The organism is Streptomyces sp. NPDC057099 (genome assembly GCF_042671245.1).
GTDB classification, from domain to species: Bacteria; Actinomycetota; Actinomycetes; order Streptomycetales; family Streptomycetaceae; genus Streptomyces; species Streptomyces purpurascens.
On sequence record NZ_JBHUTX010000017.1, the window covers coordinates 45,266 to 63,315 of the forward strand.

Below are 18,050 nucleotides of genomic sequence, written 5' to 3' on the forward strand. Positions count from 1 at the left end.
ACGCCCAGCAGGGCGCGGGGAACGGAAGGACTCCCGCAGATGGCCACGCTCGTCCACAAGCAAGCCGCCACCGGAACGCTCACCGGCCTCGCGCTGGGGGACGCGCTCGGCTGTCCGACCGAGTTCAGCCTGGTGGACAGGATCGTCGCCAGATTCGGTCCGTGGCGGCAGCTGGAGCTGCCGACGCCGGCGCTGGTCACCGACGACACGCAGATGACACTGGCGCTCGGCAGGGGCGTACGGACGGCGATGGACCGGGGCGTGCTGGAGCCCGAGGGGATGGCCGAGGCCGTGCGGCAGGAGTTCATCGCCTGGAACCGCTCGCCCGAGAACAACCGCGCCCCCGGCAACACCTGCCTGCGGGCCTGCCGTCTGCTGGAGCACGAGGCCCGCCCCTGGCAGGACGCCAGCCAGATCCAGTCCAAGGGCTGCGGCGCCAACATGCGCGTCGCGCCCCTGGGCGTGATCCGGGGCCTGAGCGACGAACAGCGCGCGGGCGCCGCCCAGTTGCAGTCCGCCCTCACCCACGGGCACCCCACCGCGCTCGCCGCGTCCGACCTCACCGCGCACGCCGTACGACTGCTCGCGCAGGGCGCCGAGCCCGCCGACCTGGTCGGGCTGCTGCACACGTACGCGCTGGAGAACCGCAGCCACTACCACGAGCGCTGGCTCGGCGACCTGTGGACCCGGGCCAAGGCTCCGACGCCCGAGCAGTTCATCGCGCGCGGCTGGGACGAGTGCCTGGAGATCCTCGACCGGCTGCGGCACGCCGTGCGCACCGTCTCACCCGAGGACGACCCGTGCCTGGCCACCGGCGAGGGCTGGATCGCCGAGGAGGCCCTGGCGACCGGGATGCTGTGCTTCCTGCTCTTCCCCGACGAGCCGGTGACGGCCCTGCGTCGCGCCGCCTGCACCGCCGGCGACTCCGACTCGATCGCCTGCCTGGCGGGCGCCTTCGCCGGCGCGCACCTGGGAGCCGAGGTCTGGCCCGCCGAATGGGCCGACCGTATCGAGTACCGCAGCGACCTGCTGACCCTCGGGGCGCTCTGGGACGCGTGAGTCCTAGCGGCCCGGGTCCGCCCGCAGGGCCGAGGTCCTGCGGGCGCGGACGAGGAAGTCCTCCACGCGCTCCCGGTCCGGTTCGGCCGGGAGCGGGCTGCGCGTGGCGGCCTCGGCGGTCTCCGCGGCCAGGCGGGTCATCCAGGACTCGACGCCGGACCAGGGCACCTCGCCGCGCTTCACCGCGAGCAGCGGCTCACGCCGGTCGCCGACATCGATCGTGAGCGTGCCCGTGCGCAGCACGTCCCGGGCGCTGATGAGCAGGCGCAGCAGATGCATCGCGTGCTTCCAGCGCGGGGCGCCGTGGGTACGGACATCCGCCTCCAGCTTGCGGCGCTGGCCCTCCGCGTACCGCGTGAACGTCTCGTGGACCCGCCGGGAGAGGAACGCCTCCCGCAGGGCCAGGAGCTCGCGGCCCGTGTCGTCGGCGTACTCCACGAGCGGGGAGTGCAGGCACTCCAGGATGTTCGGATTGGCGCGCAGGGCCAGCTCGCAGAAGCGCTCCAGCTCCCAGCTGAACTGCTCCTCGGCCGGGCCCTCGACGTGTGTCGGAGGCTTGTCGAGGCGCCAGAACAGAGGTGTGGGGGCCAGGAACACGCCACGGCGGTCGGTGTCGCTGCCGTCCGTCGCCAGACCGAAGGCGCGGGAGCCCATCACGCAGGCGTAGATCGTATGGTCGCGTATCAGGTGATCGGGCCGCATGCCCGGGAGAGTACGCGGACTCTCACGTGAGGCGGACCGAGTTTCCCTCCACGGTGATCTGCTCGGCGGGCAGGGCGCGGGTCGCCGGGCCGTGGGCGACCGCGCCGTCCGCGATGCGGAACTTGCTGCCGTGGCAGGGGCAGTTGATCGTGCCGTCGGAGACCGTCGTCACCAGGCAGCGCTGGTGGGTGCAGATCGCCGAGAACGCCTTGAACCGGCCCTGCTCCGGCTGGGTCACCACGACCTCCTCGTTCTTGAAGATCTTGCCGCCGCCGACCGGGATCTCGTCGGTGGAGGCCAGCTCCTGACCGGCGGGGGCGTCCGTGGTCTCCTTGCCGGTGGGGGAGACCGTCGACGTGGAGCCGTTGCCGTCGCCGCCCCCGCCGCAGGCCGCGACCAGTGCGACCGCGCCGGTCGCGCCCGTCGCGAGGAGAACCGTCCGGCGCGTGGTGTCGTATGTCATGTCGTCGCTCCGAAAGTGCCAAAACGGAAGAAAAAGGACTTTTCTGAATCTTGGCACTGAAAATACCTAAGGAATAGTAATTCGGGTGTCTCATCGGGCGGGCGCCGCGCATCCCGTTCGCGCGGGCTGACTAGGCTGGACGGACGTAGAGCGACACGCACGTCAGCAAGGAGCAGCGCCGTGGCGGTACGAGCGGTCCGGGGGGCCGTCCAACTCGAGCGGGACGAAGCCGGGCACATGGACGAGCAGGTTGGAGCCCTGCTCACGGCCATCCTCGAGCGCAACGAACTCGTGGCCGACGACCTGATCAGCATCTGGTTCACGGCCACGCCCGACCTGCACAGCGATTTCCCGGCGGCCGCCGCCCGCAAGCTCGGCATCGTCGACGTACCGCTGATCTGCGCCCAGGAACTCGACATCGAGGGCGCCATGCCCCGGGTCGTCCGGGTTCTCGCGCACATCGAGTCCGACCGGCCCCGGGCCGGCGTCGCCCACGTCTACCTCGGCGCCGCGGCCGCCCTGCGCAAGGACATCGCCCAGTGAGAACCGCACTCGTCATCGGCACCGGCCTCATCGGCACCTCCGCCGGCCTGGCCCTGTCCCAGCGGGGCGTCGTCGTGCACCTCGCCGACCCGAACCCGGAGCAGGCCCGTACGGCGGCCGCGCTCGGCGCCGGCACCGACGAGGCGCCCGACGGGCCCGTCGACCTCGCGATCGTCGCCGCCCCGCCCGCCCATGTGGCGGACGTGCTCGCCGACACCATGCTCCGCGGAGCGGCGCGCGGCTACCTGGACGTCGCCAGCGTCAAGGGCGGGCCCCGCCGCGAGCTGGAGGCGCGCGGCCTCGACCTGAGCGCCTACATCGGCACGCACCCCATGTCGGGCCGGGAGAAGTCCGGCCCGCTGGCCGCGACCGGGGATCTCTTCGAGGGCCGGCCCTGGGTGCTGACCCCGACCCGGGACACCGACACCGAGGTGCTGAACCTCGCCCTGGAACTGGTCTCGCACTGCCGTGCCGTGCCGGTGGTGATGGACGCCGACGCCCACGACCGTGCCGTCGCCCTGGTCTCCCACATGCCGCACCTGGTCTCCAGCCTGGTCGCCGCGCGTCTGGAGAACGCCGAGGAGGCGGCCGTACGGCTGTGCGGGCAGGGCATCCGGGATGTGACGCGGATCGCCGCCTCCGACCCCCGGATGTGGATCGACATCCTCTCCGCCAACCCCGGGCCGGTCGCCGACCTGCTCACGGACGTCGCCGGCGACCTGGAGGAGACGGTGCGGGCCCTGCGCGCCCTGCAGTCCACCGACGACCACAAGCGCCGCGAGGGCGGCACCGGCATCGAGGACGTCCTGCGGCGCGGCAACGCGGGGCAGATCCGCGTCCCCGGCAAGCACGGCTCCGCCCCCCGGGTCTACGAGGTCGTGGCGGTGCTCATCGACGACCAGCCCGGACAGCTGGCCCGGATCTTCGCGGACGCGGGCATGGCCGGCGTCAACATCGAGGACGTACGGATCGAGCACGCGACCGGGCAGCAGGCCGGTCTGGTGCAGCTGATGGTCGAACCGAAGGCGGCCCCCGTGCTGAGCGCCGCGCTGCGCGAGCGGGGCTGGGCGATCCGGCAGTAGGGCATCCTGGAACAGGGCCGTCCGACGCGCGGCCGGACGAGTGACCCGCACCCAGTAACCTTGTGCGGGGCAGTCGCGCCCTCACCCCCGCCAGCCCGGTCCAGGAAGGTCTCCACTGTGGAAAGCCCCACGCCCGTGATTGTCGCCATCGACGGCCCCTCCGGCACGGGCAAGTCGAGCACCTCGAAGGCCGTGGCGGCGCAGCTCGGGCTGAGCTACCTGGACACCGGCGCCCAGTACCGGGCGATCACCTGGTGGATGGTGAGCAACGGCATCGACATCGACGACCCCGCCGCCATCGCCGCCGCGGCCGGCAAGCCGGAGATCGTCTCGGGCACCGACCCGCAGGGCCCGACCATCACCGTCGACGGCGTCGACGTGGCCGGCCCGATCCGCACCCAGGAGGTCACCTCCAAGGTCAGCGCGGTCAGCGCGGTGTCCGACGTGCGGGCCCGGATCACCGAGCTGCAGCGCACGATCGCGGCCTCAGCGGAGGACGGCATCGTGGTCGAGGGCCGTGACATCGGCACGACCGTGCTGCCCGACGCCGACCTGAAGATCTTCCTCACCGCCTCCCCGGAGGCGCGTGCCGCCCGCCGCAGCGGCGAGGTGAAGGGCTCCGACGTCCACTCCACCCGCGAGGCCCTGATCAAGCGGGACGCGGCCGACTCCAGCCGCAAGACCTCGCCGCTCGCCAAGGCGGGCGACGCGGTCGAGGTGGACACCACCGAGCTCACGCTGGCCCAGGTCATCGAGTGCGTCGTCACCCTCGTCGAGGAGAAGCGGGCAGGGAAGTGACCGAGCTGCCTTCGGTACGGGGTGCCGAGGTCGGGCGGCGCATCGGCGTCGGCCTGATGTACGGGTTCTGGAAGCCGCGCGTGCTCGGCGCCTGGCGGGTGCCGACGAACGGCCCGGTGATCCTCGCGGTCAACCACTCCCACAACATCGACGGCCCGATGGTCATGGGCGTGGCGCCCCGGCCGACGCACTTTCTGATCAAGAAGGAGGCGTTCATCGGGCCGCTGGACCCCTTCCTGCTCGGCATCGGGCAGGTGAAGGTGGACCGCGACACCACCGACCGCACGGCGATCACCCACGCGCTCGGCATCCTGGACAGCGGCGGCGTGCTCGGCATCTTCCCCGAGGGCACCCGGGGCGAGGGCGACTTCGCCTCGCTGCGCGCCGGGCTGGCGTACTTCGCGGTGCGCAGCGGTGCCCCGATCGTGCCGGTCGCCGTGCTGGGAAGCACCGACAAGCGCGGACGGTTGATAAAGGGGCTGCCTCCGCTGCGCTCGCGCGTCGACGTCGTCTTCGGCGAGCCCTTCGACGCGGGCGACGGCAGCGGGCGCCGTACGCGCAAGGCGCTGGACGAGGCCACCGGCCGCATCCAGAAGCAGCTCGCCGCCCACCTGGAAAACGCCAGGCGCCTCACCAGGCGCTAGGCAACACTGAGTAGTGGATCAGCCCGGAAGACAGCGGGTACTCCACCGACCACCAAGATGAACGACGAGGTACGGACTTCATGAACGACCACATCCAGCCCGACGGCTCGGCCGCCTCCGAGGGCGCGCACGAGCACGACCACGGGGCGCTCGGCGACGCCGAGTTCGCGGAGTTCATGGAGCTCGCCGCGGAGGAGGGCTTCGACCCCGAGGACGTCGAGGGCGCGATCGAGGAGGCCGGGCACGGCCCGTTGCCGGTGCTCGCCGTGGTCGGCCGGCCCAATGTCGGCAAGTCGACTCTGGTGAACCGCATCATCGGACGCCGCGAGGCCGTCGTCGAGGACAAGCCGGGCGTCACCCGCGACCGCGTGACGTACGAGGCCGAGTGGGCGGGCCGCCGCTTCAAGGTCGTCGACACCGGCGGCTGGGAGCAGGACGTCCTCGGCATCGACGCCTCCGTGGCCGCCCAGGCCGAGTACGCCATCGAGGCCGCCGACGCGGTCGTCTTCGTCGTCGACGCCAAGGTCGGCGTCACCGACACCGACGAGGCCGTCGTACGGCTGCTCCGCAAGGCCAACAAGCCGGTGGTGCTCTGCGCCAACAAGGTCGACGGCCCGAGCGGCGAGGCCGACGCGACCGCGCTGTGGTCCCTCGGCATCGGCGAGCCGCACCCGGTCTCCTCGCTGCACGGCCGCGGCACCGGCGACATGCTGGACGCCGTCCTGGAGGCCCTGCCGGAGGCGCCCGAGCAGAGCTTCGGCACCGCCGTCGGCGGCCCGCGCCGGATCGCGCTGATCGGCCGCCCGAACGTCGGCAAGTCCTCGCTCCTCAACAAGGTGGCGAACGAGGAGCGCGTCGTCGTCAACGAGCTGGCGGGCACCACCCGTGACCCGGTCGACGAGCTGATCGAACTCGGCGGCGTCACCTGGAAGTTCGTCGACACGGCGGGCATCCGCAAGCGCGTCCACCTCCAGCAGGGCGCCGACTACTACGCTTCGCTGCGCACCGCCGCCGCCGTCGAGAAGGCGGAGGTGGCCGTCATCCTCATCGACGCCGCCGAGTCGATCTCGGTGCAGGACCAGCGGATCGTCACCATGGCCGTGGAGGCGGGCCGAGCGATCGTCGTCGCCTTCAACAAGTGGGACACCCTCGACGAGGAGCGCCGCTACTACCTGGAGCGGGAGATCGAGACCGAGCTCGGCCAGGTGGCGTGGGCCCCGCGGGTGAACGTCTCGGCGCGCACCGGGCGGCACATGGAGAAGCTGGTCCCGGCGATCGAGACGGCCCTGGCGGGCTGGGAGACCCGGGTCCCGACGGGCCGGCTGAACGCCTTCCTCGGTGAGCTGGTCGCCGCCCACCCGCACCCGGTCCGGGGCGGCAAGCAGCCGCGCATCCTGTTCGGCACACAGGCGGGCACCAAGCCGCCGCGGTTCGTGCTGTTCGCCTCCGGCTTCATCGAGGCGGGCTACCGGCGCTTCATCGAGCGCCGTCTGCGCGAGGAGTTCGGCTTCGAGGGCACGCCGATCCACATCTCGGTGCGGGTGCGCGAGAAGCGCGGCGCGAAGAAGAAGTAGCGCGAAACGGTGGAAGGGCGGCCCCCGCGGGGGCCGCCCTTCCACCGTTTCGGTGCGCGCTCAGACGCCGCTTCGTGGCACCGGCGGCAGGGCGGCCGGCACATAGTGCATCGCCGTGCCGTGTGCGCTGACGGTCCCGACGCGCTGCCAGTGCGGCTGCTGCCCCGCGGCATGCCGGGCGCTCTGGGCCCCCGCGCTGTACGCGCTGTACGAGCTGCCGTACGAATGGCTGTACGAGCTCGTACTGTGCGGGATGGTCCCGAAGGCGGTGAACCCCAGCTTTTCCTCGCCGCTGCGGTCGCCGGGCAGTGCGCGGAAGGACTTGACGTACTCGGCGTAGAGCGCGTCGTAGATCGGCGTGGCCGATGGGCCGCACTGGGAGTCCTGAGCCGACCGCGCGGAGGGGATCGACGAGTAGGACTGGCGGCGTGAAACGTCGTATGCGTGCACGTATGTCCAAACGACCCCGCGGGGCAAGGGATGCGGCCCGCGTACGGCTTTCGCGGTGGTGCGGGCCGTGCGGGTGACCCGAGGGCTCAGATGCCGGCCAGCGGCAAGGCCGCGCCGACCAGCTTTCCGGTCGCCGCCGCCTTGTCCAGGGCGTCCCGCATCAGGTCCTCGCGCGGCTGATGGCCGATCGAGCCGACGGGCGCGGCGAACATCAGCACCTGCTGGTGCTTGTTGGCGGCCGCGCGCCAGGGGTCGGTCACCTGGAGCGGCTGGTGCGCCTGCCACCAGGCCACCGGCTGTCCGCCGTTGGTGCCGGGCTGGAGCACCGCGTGCAGCTGGCCCACGGCGAGCAGCACCGACCAGCCGTGCAGCACCGGCGGTACGGCGGACAGGTCGGCCAGCGGCATGAAGCCCTGCTCGGTGAGCAGCGGCAGGAAGTCGTCGCCGGAGCCGGTGGCGCCGGGCCGGGCGACGGGCGCGGTCGGCTCCACCACCAGGGCCGGGTGCAGTTCCCCGGCGATCAGGACGAGCCCGCTGGTCACGCCGAGCACCGCCGGCTCGGGAGCCGTCTGGTCGGACACCATGCCGCCGGTGTCGCCGGCGATGGACTTCACGGCGCCCCGGAGCTGCTCCTCGGTCACCTGGACGACCTGTGAGGGCAGGCAGCCGGAGTGGGCGAAGGCGAGGACGGCGGTCTCGTCCCCGATGAAGAGGACGGTGCTGGTGCGCTCCTGCTCGGAGTCGCCCGGAGTGCGGCAGGACGTGCAGTCGTAACTGCCCGGGGCGGTCTCTCCGGCGAGCAGTCGGTCTGCTTCTTCGTCGCCGATCTCGGCGCGTACCTCGTCGCTGACGTCGAGCATGCGCGGCACGGGGGGCTCCCTCGGGGATGCGGTGCGTGGCAAAGCCGGGTGGCTCCCGGCCCGTGGTCCGGGTAGGCCCCGGCTCATGAAGAAGACAACGGGCGATCTGTGGCGGGAGTCACGCCCCAGGGGGAACGGAATCGAACCAACCGCCGCGCAGGGTCACGTTCGGCACGGAATCGCGCACTCACGGTCAAGTCCCTTGTTTGTAAAGGGCGTTGAAGTGGTGAAGTGGGTCACACGTCACCAAGCCGGTTGGTCGACAAATCATGAAATCCAGGAATGAAGTGGGTGTCCGGAAATTGCCGTTACCCGAGGTATCGGTGAACTGGCCTGGAGTGACGGGCCGCTGGTTGATGACAGGCCGTCAACTCCTTAGATTCCTCCGCCGTGTGCAGCGAGCACCGCTCGGGTACGTCCGCCGGCCGCACGGTTCTCCGGAACCGCGCAGCACCACCACCGGCGGGCGGGGCGAGCGCGACCCACGTGCCCCATGGCGCGGGGAGTGGCGTTCCGCCTTGGGGGACCCCGGGTGTTTCGAGAGGGAACTACATGTCCGAATGTGCCGATATCACCCGCGACAGCGCTCGGAAGAGCCCGGTTCGTACGACGGCGGTCCTCGCCGGGGCGGCGTTGCTCGCCCCCCTCGGACTGCTGGCCGCGACCGGCAACGCCGCGGCGGCTGACAGCGGAGTGTGGGACCGCATCGCCCAGTGCGAGAGCGGCGGCAACTGGCACATCAACACCGGCAACGGCTACCACGGCGGACTCCAGTTCGCCCCCTCGACCTGGAGCGCCTACGGCGGCACGGCCTACGCGGCCACCGCCGACCAGGCGAGCAAGTCCCAGCAGATCGCCGTCGCCACCAAGGTCCAGCGCGCCCAGGGCTGGGGCGCCTGGCCGACCTGCTCGGCTCGCGCCGGGGCGAGCGGAAGCGCACCCGCGGCTTCCGCCGCCGACCCGGTCACCTCCCAGCCCGCTCCGGAGAAGCAGTGGAAGGCGCCGGAGCGTTCCGCACCGCACCCGAACCGCAGCACGTCCCGCGGCGACTACACCGTCCGCGAGGGCGACACGCTGAGCGGCGTCGCCGCCCGGCACGGGACCACCTGGCAGCGCCTCTACGCCGCCAACAAGTCAGCCATCGGCGGTGATCCGCACATGATCGTGCCCGGCCTGCGCCTCGACATCTGAGCCGCTGCTCCCGCTCGCCGGGACACGGGGTCCCGTCCGGTCGCTCGACCGGGCGGGACCCCGGGCGTTCGAGGCCTCAGGTCATCGCCTGAGCTCGCCCGCCTCCCCGGCGAACACGACCGACCCGCGGCGCAGTTCGTAGACGATGGCCGGCCGGTCCCGCAGATCGGGCGGCAGCCGCTGCTCGGCGAGCACCACGCACGCGTCGAGCGCGCTCAGCAGCTCGTACGTCCGGGCCGCGACCGCGGGCGACATGCCCTGGGCGGGCTCGTCGACGAGCACCACGCGCGCGCGTGCCAGCAGGGCCCGGGACAGGGCGAGCATGCGCTGCTCCCCGCCGGAGAGGGTGCCGGCGCGCCGCTCCAGCAGGGGACGCAGCTGCGGATAGGCGTCGAGGGCCGGGGCGTGGTCCGGGGCGGCGAGTCCGAGGTTCTCGCGCACGCTGAGCGAGCCGAACACGGCCTGCCGCTCCGGCACCAGGCACAGCCCGCGCCGGGCCCGCTCGTAGGCCGGTACGCGGGTCACGTCGGCGCCGTCCCACACCACCGCCCCGCCCGACAGGGGCACGGTGCCGGCCAGCGCGCGCAGGGCGGTGGTGCGGCCGGAGCCGTTGCGGCCCAGCAGGACGGTGAGGCCGGGGCCGGGCGCCGCGAGGGTGACGCCGTGCAGGGCCTCCAGGGGGCCGTAGCGCACGCGCGCGTGGCGCAGGGAGATCGTCGTCATCGGCCGGCCGCCGTTCCCAGGGCGTCCAGGACGCGCTCGGGCGGACCGGAGGCGACGATCCGGCCCGCGTTCATCACGTGCACGACATCGGCGAGTCCCGCGACCAGGTCCAGGTCGTGCTCGACGACGAGCAGGGCCGTGCCGTCGGCGGCCAGGGCCGTCAGGACCCGGGCCAGGGCGGCCACTTCGGCGCTGTCGAGGCCGGCGGCGGGCTCGTCGAGCAGCAGGACGCGGGGGCCGCCCGCGAGGACCCGGGCCAGCTCCACGCGGCGCAGTGTCCCGGTGGGCAGCCCGGCGGCGGGCAGGGCACGCACCGGCCCGTCCAGCCCGAGCAGCCTGAGTGTCCGCTCGACCGCGCCCGGGTCGGTCACCCGGCCCTGCTCGGCGCCCACCCGGACGTTCTCGGCCACGGTCAGCGACGGGAAGACGGCCAGTTGCTGGAACGTCCGTGCGACACCGAGCCGGGTCCGGGCGTGGGCGGGCAGCGCGGTGATGTCCCGCCCGCCGAGCTCCACGGTTCCGTGCGCGGGGCGCAGCGTCCCGGCCAGACAGTGGAACAGGGTGCTCTTCCCGGCCCCGTTGGGGCCCACGACGGCGGTGATCCGGCCGGGGGAGAGGTCCAGGTCGACTCCGTCGAGCGCGGTGAAGCCGCCGTAGCGGGCGTGGAGACGGCGGGCGGTGAGGAGGGGAGCGGCGGGGGTGGGGGATGTGGGGGTGTCCGGGGGCACCGATGGCCGGCTGCCGCTGTCGTGGGGTGCCGTACCGGCCGCACCCGTCGCCGTCGCCCCCGTGGGCACCGGCGCCGGCCGGGCCGCCCGTGGTTCCGCCGGGCGCAGCAGCGCGCGGGCCCGGGCACCCAGCGGTGTCAGGGCCGGGGTCCGCCGCAACCGCAGGCGTTCCGCCGCCGTGCGCAGGGCCTCGTAGGGGCCGCCGGGGAAGCGGCCCACGAGGATCGCGAGGACGCCGATCAGCGCCGCGGCGACACCGCCCCGGGTGCCCGCGTCCAGGCCGACCAGCAGGGCGGCGGCGGCGAGGGCGCCGAGGGTGCTGTCGGCGCCCAGCACCACGACCGCCGCGAACCACAGCAGACCGCGCACCGGGTCGTACGCGGCGGCGTCGAAGGCGCGCAGGCCCATGCCGAGCATGCCGCCGCCCAGCGCGGCGAGCGCGGCGCCCGCGACGAAGGCCAGCAGTTTGAGGGACGGCACCCGGACGCCCGCCGCCTGCGCGCCCCGCTCGTGGTCCCGCATGGCCGCGAGGGCCCGGCCCGTCCGCCCCCGGCGCAGGGCGTGCGTCGCCAGCAGCGCGACCGCCAGCAGGAGCAGCTCCAGGACGTAGTAGGCACGGTCCCCGTCGAAGCCCGCCGGGCGGCCCAGCGACAGGCCCGACGTGGCGTACGGCTGGGCGAAGACGAAGCGGCTCACCCCCACCCCGACCGCGAAGGTCGCGAGCGCCAGCGCCAGGCCCCGGCGGCCGATCGCCGGCCAGCCGGTCAGCAGGCCGAGCGGCGCCACCAGGACCACCGCCACCGCGAGGGCCGCCAGCTCCGGCAGCCGGGGCAGCCCCGGGAAGCGGCCGGCCGCCAGCAGCGCGGTGAACAGGGCGCCCAGACCCGCGTACGCCGCCTGCCCCAGCGAGATCTGGCCGCCCCGGCCGGTGACCACCACCAGGGACAGCAGGATCACGGCCAGCGCCGGCACCTGGACCGAGGTGTGCAGGTCCCGGCCGGCCAGGCCCAGCGGCAGCAGGAACAGCACGGCCGCCACGATCCACGCGCCGGGCGGTGTCGGGACCCGGGCGGTGGCGGTGCGCGGCAGCGCGTCCCGGGTGCCCACGCCCGGCAGCACCAGGGCCGCGATCAGCAGCGCGACGACGAACAGGTTCGTGCCGACGGCCTGGAGCAGCGGCTCACCCCAGCCCGAGGGATGCAGCCGCGTCAGCTGGCTCTGCGCCACCCCGATGGCCAGCGCCACCACCACCGCGACCGGCAGGCTCCGCATCCGCGCCGCCACCGCGACCGCCACGACCTCCATCACGAGCAGCGGCAGCCCGTACGGGTCGAGACGCACGTACGGCGCCAGCAGCACGCCCGTCAGGCCGGCCGTGAAGGAGCCGAACGCCCAGCCCGCCGCCGCGACCCGGTCCGCGTCGATGCCGCCCAGCACGGCGAGCTGCCGGTCGTCGACCACCGCCCGCAGCTCCCGCCCGAACCGCGTCCGGCTGACCACCACCGCGACCCCGGCGGCCAGCACCAGCACCACCGCCAGCTGCCCCCACGGCTCGTCCGGCACCAGCTCCGGCGCGTCCTCCCGCGCCCCCTGCCCCCACAGCAGCGCCGCGCCGCCCACCAGCAGCACGAACACCCCGATGGACGCCACCAGCGTCTGCGCCGGGTCACCCCCGAGGACGGCCAGCGGCCGGAAGACGAACCGCTCCAGCACGACCCCCAGACCCGGCGCCAGCACCAGCAGGGTCACCGTCGCCCCGAGCCACAGCGGCCAGCCCCACTCGACCACGCACTGCCGCAGCACATACGCGCACACCATCGCGATCGCGCCGTGCGCGAAGTTGAGCACGCCGGTCGCGCGGTACGTCACGATCAGGCCGATCCCGGTCAGCGCCGCCGCGCTGCCGACCGAGAGACCGGCCAGGGTGAGGTCGTACGTCAGCGAGGACATCGGCCGGGCTCAGTCGGTTTCCCCGGTGGGCTCGCAGATCGGGCAGGGGCCCAGTTCACCGCTCGCCACCAGCTCGGAGTCCACCGGGACCGCCTCCGCCCTGCCCGCGACCAGCGGACAGTCCGCGCGGTGCCACAGCGTGCCGCCCGGCACCATCAGCTGCTCGCCGCTGACCGCGAGCGGCGCGAGCGAGGCCTGCCCGGTCTCGGTGCGCCCCTGCGGGCCGTCGGGTCCGGCGGCCACCAGCAGGCCGTACAGCTCCTCCACGCGCGCGGCGGCGATCGAGCCCCGGCCGTGGGCCAGCAGCACCGCCCCGGAGACGATCAGCGCCGCGCCGGGGACCGTGCAGGAGGCGAGATAGGGCAGCTGCCGTTCCGCGAAGCGCTCACCGGAGACGCCGTACCAGCCGACGACGCACAGCACCGCGCCCGCGGCCAGCGCGGCCCAGCCGGTCCACAGGACGGGATGCACGGTCCGCAGTCGGCTTGTTCGCATCGCTGGCTCCCACACGTCGGTTCGGCTGTGTGCTGGCTGCCTGTTCAAGTCCGGCGATCGCTTGCACTATGCCCCGTGGAAGCTGACCCTGAAAGCACCGGGCGCACATGGCCCGGACCGACACCCGGTGGTGAGCCAGATGGTTCTCGGCAGCGACCTCAGGCGGGGTAGAGCGAAAGAGGGCCCGCGAGCCGCGGGACGGGGTACGGCGATCGCGGCCGCCCTGGTCCTGGCCCTCGCCCCGGCCCTCGCGGCGTGCAGTGACGACAGCGGCGGCGGCAGCGAGAGCACGCCGCCCACACCGACCGCGGAGCGGACCACGAGCGCCCCGGCCAGCGCGCCGGCGGACCGGACCGCGGCCGAGAAGGAGATCAAGCAGAACTGGGAGACGTTCTTCGACCCGCAGACCTCGACCGAGGACAAACAGGCCGTCCTGGAGAACGGCGACCGGATGGGCCCGGTGCTGCAGGCCTTCAGCGGTGACGAACGCGGCGGGCAGGTCGAGGCGCAGGTCACCAAGGTCGAGTTCACCTCGGCGACCGGGGCGGACGTGACGTACACGCTCACTCTGAAGGGGGCCACCGCCCTGCCGGACGCCTCCGGGACGGCCGTCGAGCAGGACGGCACCTGGAAGGTGTCCGTCAAGACGCTGTGCTCGCTGGTGCAGATGAGCGGCAATGGGTCGCCGGTCCCGGGCTGCTGAGATCCTCGCCGCGGTGCTGCTGCTCGCCCTGAGCGCGGCCTGCGGCAGCCGGCTCCCGGAGAGCGACTTCGAGCGTGACGACCGCACCCCGGCGCCCCGGGACTCCGCGTCCCTGCGGGTCGGCATCATCACCAGCGCCACCAGCCCGGTCGGCGGCAACGCCTTCACCGGCCCGCGCGACGGCGCCAAGGCCTGGTTCGACCGGCTCAACGCGCGCGGCGGCATCGACGGCCGCCGCGTCGAGGTGCTCCTGTGCGACGACGGCGGCAGCGGCGTCGGCAACAACGAGTGCGTCCACAAGCTGGTCGAGGAGGACGACGTCGTCGCCCTGGTCGCCACCACCGCCCTGGACTACGCGGGCGCCTCCCGTGTCTCCCGCGCGCGCGTGCCCGACATCGGCGGCCAGCCCATCGGCGGCGCCTACGACACCTACCCGCACCTCTACGGCATCTACGGCAGCCTCGCGCCCCGTGACGGCACCACCGGCTGGGACGGCAAGCTGTACGGGGGGACCGAGGTCTACCGCTACTTCAAACGGGAGCACGGCGCCCGTACCGCGGCCGTCGTCTCCTACAACCAGTCCGCTTCCGCCGCCTACGCCCGGCTCGTCGAGCGGGGCCTGCGCGCCGAGGGCTACAAGGTCGTCACCGAGCAGGTCGACTTCGCCCTGCCCAACTTCCGGGCCGTCGCCGCCGATCTGAAGGAACAGGGCGCCGACCTGGTCTTCGACGCCATCGACAGCCACGGCAACGCCCGGCTCTGCCAGGCCATGGACCAGGTCGGCACCGACGTCACCGCCAAGGTGACCAACGTGCAGAACTGGACGTCCACCGTCCCCGACGACTACGAGGACGCCCCGCGCTGCCGCAACGCCCTCTGGGCGACCGGCGCGAGCCGCGACTTCGACGACACCGGCCACCCGGCCGTACGGGAGTTCCGCGAGGCGACGAAAGACCTGGAGACGCACTCCCAGTGGCAGCTGGAGGGATGGGCCGCCGCACGCTGGTTCACGGACGCGGCGAAGTCCTGCGCGAAGAGCGGCGTCACGCGCGCGTGCGTCGACGCGTTCATGAACCGCAGCCAGGGCTACACGGCGGGCGGACTGCTCCTGCCCGTCGAGTTCAGGCGGCTCGCCGAGCCCCCGAAGACCCGGGATACCTGCCTGTCGGTGGCCCGCTGGCAGGACGGCGAGGGCTGGGTCGGCCAGGGCGACATGAACCGCACCTGCTTCGACGTACCGCAGCTGGCGTACGAGCCTTGAGGACAGCAGGGCCTTGAGGACAGCAGGGCCTTGAGGACAGCAGGGCCTTGAGGACAGAAGTTGTCCGCAAGGGCTGGCAGACTCGCCCCATGTTGGAGACCTCGGCACGCCTGCTGCGTCTGCTGTCCCTGCTCCAGGCCCACCGCGAGTGGTCCGGCGCCGACCTGTCCGAGCGGCTCGGCGTCAGCGCCCGCACCCTGCGCCGCGACGTCGACCGGCTGCGCGAGCTCGGCTACCCGGTCAACGCCAGCCCCGGCACGGGCGGCGGCTACCAGCTGGGCGCCGGCGCCGAACTGCCGCCGCTGCTGCTGGACGACGACGAGGCCGTGGCCGTGGCGGTCGGGCTGCGCACGGCCGCCGGGCAGGGCATCGAGGGCATCGGCGAGACCTCCGTACGGGCCCTCGCCAAGCTGGAACAGGTGCTGCCGAACCGGCTGCGCCGCCGGGTGGGCGCCCTCAACGCCTTCACCGTGCCGATGCTGCGCGGCCCCGTGCCCGACGCCGTCGACCCCGTCGTGCTGACCGAACTCGCCCACCTCTGCCGGGACGCCGAGCGGCTGCGCTTCGAGTACCGCGGCCACGACGGCACCCTCAGCCGCCGCAGCGTCGAACCGCACCGCCTGGTGTGCACCGAGCGCCGCTGGTACCTGGTCGCCTGGGACCTGGAGCGGGAGGACTGGCGCACCTTCCGCGTGGACCGCGTCACGCCCAGGCCGCCGCACGGCCCGCGCTTCGTACCGCGCGAGCCGCCCGCCGAGGACCTCGCCGCCTACGTCTCCCAGGGCGTCTCCACGCGCGTGTACGCCACCCACGCCGTGGTGCGGCTCCTGGCGCCCCTGGAGGAGGCCGCCGCCCACATCTCACCCTCCGCCGGGGTACTGGAGGCCGAGGGCCCCGACAGCTGCCTGCTGCGCTGCGGCGCCGGGAGCCTCGACGTGATGGTCATCCACGTGGTGATGCTGGGCTTCGAGTTCGAGGTGCTGGAGCCGGTGGAGCTGGTCGAGGCGGTCAGGAGGACTCGCGACCGGCTTGATGGCGCTTTGGCTCGGGCTGCGCAGTCACCGCCGCGTACTCCGGATGGTGCAGGTCGAACGCCGGCGACTCGGACCGGATCCGGGGCAGCGCCGTGAAATTGTGCCGGGGCGGCGGGCAGGACGTCGCCCACTCCAGGGAGCGGCCGTAGCCCCAGGGGTCGTCGACCTCGACCTTCTCGCCGTACTTCGCGGTCTTCCACACGTTGTAGAGGAACGGCAGCGTCGACATGCCCAGCAGGAACGCGCCGATCGTCGAGACGGTGTTGAGCGCGGTGAACCCGTCCGCGGCCAGGTAGTCCGCGTACCGGCGGGGCATGCCCTCGGCGCCCAGCCAGTGCTGCACCAGGAACGTGGTGTGGAAGCCGACGAAGAGCACCCAGAACTGGATCTTGCCGAGCCGTTCGTCGAGCATCTTCCCGGTGAACTTGGGCCACCAGAAGTAGAACCCGCCGAAGATCGCGAAGACGACGGTGCCGAAGACGACGTAGTGGAAGTGCGCGACCACGAAGTACGAGTCCGTCACCTGGAAGTCCATCGGCGGCGACGCCAGGATCACCCCGGTCAGCCCGCCGAACAGGAACGTCACCAGGAAGCCCGTCGCCCACAGCATCGGGGTCTCGAAGGACAGCGAGCCCTTGAGCATCGTGCCGGTCCAGTTGAAGAACTTCACGCCCGTCGGCACCGCGATCAGGAAGCTCATGAAGGAGAAGAACGGCAGCAGCACCGCGCCGGTGACGAACATGTGGTGCGCCCACACCACCACCGAGAGGCCCGTGATCGCCATCGTCGCGCCGACCAGCGTCAGATAGCCGAACATCGGCTTGCGGCTGAAGACCGGGATGATCTCCGTGATGATCCCGAAGAACGGCAGCGCGATGATGTACACCTCGGGATGCCCGAAGAACCAGAACAGGTGCTGCCACAGGATCGCCCCGCCGTTGGCCGCGTCGAAGACCTGCGCGCCGAACCGCCGGTCCGCCTCCAGCACCAGCAGCGCCGCCGCCAGCACCGGGAACGCCATCAGGATCAGGATCGACGTGAACAGCGTGTTCCAGACGAAGATCGGCATCCGGAACATCGTCATCCCGGGGGCGCGCATCCCGATGATGGTGGTGATGAAGTTGACCGCGCCGAGGATCGTGCCGAAGCCGGACAGCGCCAGCCCCATGATCCACAGATCGGCTCCGAGACCCGGCGTGCGCTCCAGGCTGTTGAGCGGGGCGTAGGCGGTCCACCCGAAGTCCGCCGGCCCCGAGGGCACCAGCAGTGAGCCGAGCACGATCAGCCCGCCGAACAGGAACAGCCAGTACGAGAGCATGTTCAGCCGGGGGAAGGCGACATCGGGCGCGCCGATCTGGAGCGGCATCAGCTCATTGGCGAAGCCCGCGAAGGTCGGCGTCGCGAACAGCAGCAGCATGATCGTGCCGTGCAGCGTGAACGCCTGGTTGAACTGGGTGTTGTCGATGATCTGGAGTCCCGGGCGGGCCAGCTCGGCGCGCATCAGCAGCGCCATCACACCGGCGACCAGGAAGAAGAGGAACGACGTGATCAGGTAGAGATGGCCGATCTTCTTGTGGTCCGTCGTCGTCAGCCAGTCGACCACCACCCGCCCGTGCCGCGTCCTCGGAACGGTCGGCGCCGTCGCCTGTACGGTCTGCGTCCCCATCGCTCGCTCGCCCCTTCGCCATCGCGTACCGGGCCCGCCGAAGCCCGCGCCGTACGTGCCCGCGAGCTCACGTCATGATGCTCGGGTCACCGCGCGCTCCGACAGGGGCGTATCGGCCTCTCCG

The 18,050-nt window shown here is 72.7% G+C and carries 17 protein-coding genes and 1 pseudogene; 10 read left to right on the forward strand and 8 right to left on the reverse strand.

Annotation, left to right across the window (positions count from 1 at the left end; genetic code table 11):
- The first annotated feature begins 39 nt into the window (after window positions 1-39).
- Window positions 40-1,059 (forward strand): ADP-ribosylglycohydrolase family protein, encoded by a 1,020-nt coding sequence (locus ACFT4A_RS22020; protein WP_382832591.1) that lies wholly within the window; start codon window positions 40-42, stop codon window positions 1,057-1,059.
- 3 nt (window positions 1,060-1,062) lie between these two features.
- On the opposite strand, the gene ACFT4A_RS22025 is transcribed toward ACFT4A_RS22020, so the two are convergent.
- Both ACFT4A_RS22025 and ACFT4A_RS22030 read right to left on the reverse strand, forming a co-directional pair.
- Entirely contained in the window at window positions 1,063-1,761 is a 699-nt protein-coding gene (locus tag ACFT4A_RS22025; protein ID WP_382832593.1) for a DNA polymerase beta superfamily protein, read from the reverse strand.
- Window positions 1,762-1,783: 22 nt separating this feature from the next.
- Window positions 1,784-2,224 carry a Rieske (2Fe-2S) protein gene (locus ACFT4A_RS22030; RefSeq protein ID WP_382832594.1) on the reverse strand — a complete coding sequence of 147 codons (441 nt, stop codon included), beginning with the start codon at window positions 2,222-2,224 and terminating at the stop codon, window positions 1,784-1,786.
- A gap of 180 nt (window positions 2,225-2,404) precedes the next feature.
- On the opposite strand from ACFT4A_RS22030, the gene aroH reads away from it, so the two are divergent.
- The 5 genes from aroH to der all read left to right on the forward strand — a co-directional run bounded on the left by aroH (window position 2,405) and on the right by der (window position 6,865).
- The gene (gene aroH, locus ACFT4A_RS22035) at window positions 2,405-2,767 is read left to right on the forward strand and encodes a chorismate mutase (protein ID WP_382832595.1); all 363 of its coding nucleotides are present in this window, start codon (window positions 2,405-2,407) and stop codon (window positions 2,765-2,767) included.
- The gene (locus ACFT4A_RS22040; protein WP_382832597.1) at window positions 2,764-3,849 is read left to right on the forward strand and encodes a prephenate dehydrogenase; all 1,086 of its coding nucleotides are present in this window, start codon (window positions 2,764-2,766) and stop codon (window positions 3,847-3,849) included. The genes aroH and ACFT4A_RS22040 overlap by 4 nt, the downstream gene beginning before the upstream one ends.
- Before the next feature lie 135 nt (window positions 3,850-3,984).
- Complete coding sequence (cmk, locus tag ACFT4A_RS22045) at window positions 3,985-4,647, forward strand: (d)CMP kinase (RefSeq protein ID WP_382832599.1); 663 nt, start codon at window positions 3,985-3,987, stop codon at window positions 4,645-4,647.
- On the forward strand, window positions 4,644-5,291 hold the full coding sequence (locus ACFT4A_RS22050) for a lysophospholipid acyltransferase family protein (protein WP_382832601.1): 648 nt from the start codon (window positions 4,644-4,646) through the stop codon (window positions 5,289-5,291). The genes cmk and ACFT4A_RS22050 overlap by 4 nt, the downstream gene beginning before the upstream one ends.
- Before the next feature lie 80 nt (window positions 5,292-5,371).
- A complete protein-coding gene (gene der, locus ACFT4A_RS22055) occupies window positions 5,372-6,865 on the forward strand; it encodes a ribosome biogenesis GTPase Der (protein WP_215122382.1) in 1,494 nt (497 codons plus the stop codon).
- Window positions 6,866-6,925: 60 nt separating this feature from the next.
- Here der and ACFT4A_RS22060 read toward each other — a convergent pair whose 3' ends face one another.
- Both ACFT4A_RS22060 and ACFT4A_RS22065 read right to left on the reverse strand, forming a co-directional pair.
- Window positions 6,926-7,315 (reverse strand): hypothetical protein, encoded by a 390-nt coding sequence (locus ACFT4A_RS22060; RefSeq protein WP_382832604.1) that lies wholly within the window; start codon window positions 7,313-7,315, stop codon window positions 6,926-6,928.
- Window positions 7,316-7,401: 86 nt separating this feature from the next.
- The gene (locus ACFT4A_RS22065) at window positions 7,402-8,184 is read right to left on the reverse strand and encodes a hypothetical protein (protein WP_382832605.1); all 783 of its coding nucleotides are present in this window, start codon (window positions 8,182-8,184) and stop codon (window positions 7,402-7,404) included.
- Window positions 8,185-8,727: 543 nt separating this feature from the next.
- Between ACFT4A_RS22065 and ACFT4A_RS22070 the strand changes: the two genes are divergently transcribed.
- On the forward strand, window positions 8,728-9,366 hold the full coding sequence (locus tag ACFT4A_RS22070) for a transglycosylase family protein (RefSeq protein WP_382832607.1): 639 nt from the start codon (window positions 8,728-8,730) through the stop codon (window positions 9,364-9,366).
- Window positions 9,367-9,447: 81 nt separating this feature from the next.
- On the opposite strand, the gene ACFT4A_RS22075 is transcribed toward ACFT4A_RS22070, so the two are convergent.
- From ACFT4A_RS22075 to ACFT4A_RS22085, 3 genes are read right to left on the reverse strand one after another with little or no spacing between them, the layout of a single operon-like run.
- Complete coding sequence (locus tag ACFT4A_RS22075) at window positions 9,448-10,089, reverse strand: ATP-binding cassette domain-containing protein (RefSeq protein WP_382832608.1); 642 nt, start codon at window positions 10,087-10,089, stop codon at window positions 9,448-9,450.
- On the reverse strand, window positions 10,086-12,767 hold the full coding sequence (locus ACFT4A_RS22080) for an ATP-binding cassette domain-containing protein (RefSeq protein WP_382832610.1): 2,682 nt from the start codon (window positions 12,765-12,767) through the stop codon (window positions 10,086-10,088). Before ACFT4A_RS22080 ends, ACFT4A_RS22075 begins: the two co-directional genes overlap by 4 nt.
- A gap of 9 nt (window positions 12,768-12,776) precedes the next feature.
- The gene (locus ACFT4A_RS22085) at window positions 12,777-13,262 is read right to left on the reverse strand and encodes a hypothetical protein (RefSeq protein ID WP_382832612.1); all 486 of its coding nucleotides are present in this window, start codon (window positions 13,260-13,262) and stop codon (window positions 12,777-12,779) included.
- 139 nt (window positions 13,263-13,401) lie between these two features.
- Here ACFT4A_RS22085 and ACFT4A_RS22090 point away from each other — a divergent pair, with 139 nt between their 5' ends.
- From ACFT4A_RS22090 to ACFT4A_RS22100, 3 genes are all read left to right on the forward strand, one after another.
- On the forward strand, window positions 13,402-13,965 hold the full coding sequence (locus ACFT4A_RS22090) for a hypothetical protein (RefSeq protein ID WP_382832614.1): 564 nt from the start codon (window positions 13,402-13,404) through the stop codon (window positions 13,963-13,965).
- Entirely contained in the window at window positions 13,940-15,226 is a 1,287-nt protein-coding gene (locus ACFT4A_RS22095; RefSeq protein WP_382832616.1) for an ABC transporter substrate-binding protein, read from the forward strand. Before ACFT4A_RS22090 ends, ACFT4A_RS22095 begins: the two co-directional genes overlap by 26 nt.
- 89 nt (window positions 15,227-15,315) lie before the next feature.
- Window positions 15,316-16,356 carry a helix-turn-helix transcriptional regulator gene (locus ACFT4A_RS22100; RefSeq protein WP_382832617.1) on the forward strand — a complete coding sequence of 347 codons (1,041 nt, stop codon included), beginning with the start codon at window positions 15,316-15,318 and terminating at the stop codon, window positions 16,354-16,356.
- Window positions 16,357-16,399: 43 nt separating this feature from the next.
- Here the strand turns inward: ACFT4A_RS22100 and ctaD are convergent.
- Window positions 16,400-17,926: pseudogene (gene ctaD / locus ACFT4A_RS22105) on the reverse strand (cytochrome c oxidase subunit I); the annotation flags it as partial.
- Window positions 17,927-18,050: the final 124 nt, after the last annotated feature.

Excerpts from the sequence above, each read along its gene's own strand:
- ACFT4A_RS22070 (WP_382832607.1), top strand. The coding sequence starts at position 8,728 with ATGTCCGAATGTGCCGATATCACCCGCGACAGCGCTCGGAAGAGCCCG.
- der (WP_215122382.1), top strand. The coding sequence starts at position 5,372 with ATGAACGACCACATCCAGCCCGACGGCTCGGCCGCCTCCGAGGGCGCG.
- ACFT4A_RS22025 (WP_382832593.1), bottom strand. The coding sequence starts at position 1,761 with ATGCGGCCCGATCACCTGATACGCGACCATACGATCTACGCCTGCGTG.
- ACFT4A_RS22095 (WP_382832616.1), top strand. The coding sequence starts at position 13,940 with ATGGGTCGCCGGTCCCGGGCTGCTGAGATCCTCGCCGCGGTGCTGCTG.
- ACFT4A_RS22090 (WP_382832614.1), top strand. The coding sequence starts at position 13,402 with ATGGTTCTCGGCAGCGACCTCAGGCGGGGTAGAGCGAAAGAGGGCCCG.
- ACFT4A_RS22075 (WP_382832608.1), bottom strand. The coding sequence starts at position 10,089 with ATGACGACGATCTCCCTGCGCCACGCGCGCGTGCGCTACGGCCCCCTG.
- ACFT4A_RS22100 (WP_382832617.1), top strand. The coding sequence starts at position 15,316 with ATGTTGGAGACCTCGGCACGCCTGCTGCGTCTGCTGTCCCTGCTCCAG.
- ACFT4A_RS22020 (WP_382832591.1), top strand. The coding sequence starts at position 40 with ATGGCCACGCTCGTCCACAAGCAAGCCGCCACCGGAACGCTCACCGGC.
- ACFT4A_RS22080 (WP_382832610.1), bottom strand. The coding sequence starts at position 12,767 with ATGTCCTCGCTGACGTACGACCTCACCCTGGCCGGTCTCTCGGTCGGC.
- ACFT4A_RS22085 (WP_382832612.1), bottom strand. The coding sequence starts at position 13,262 with ATGCGAACAAGCCGACTGCGGACCGTGCATCCCGTCCTGTGGACCGGC.
- ACFT4A_RS22030 (WP_382832594.1), bottom strand. The coding sequence starts at position 2,224 with ATGACATACGACACCACGCGCCGGACGGTTCTCCTCGCGACGGGCGCG.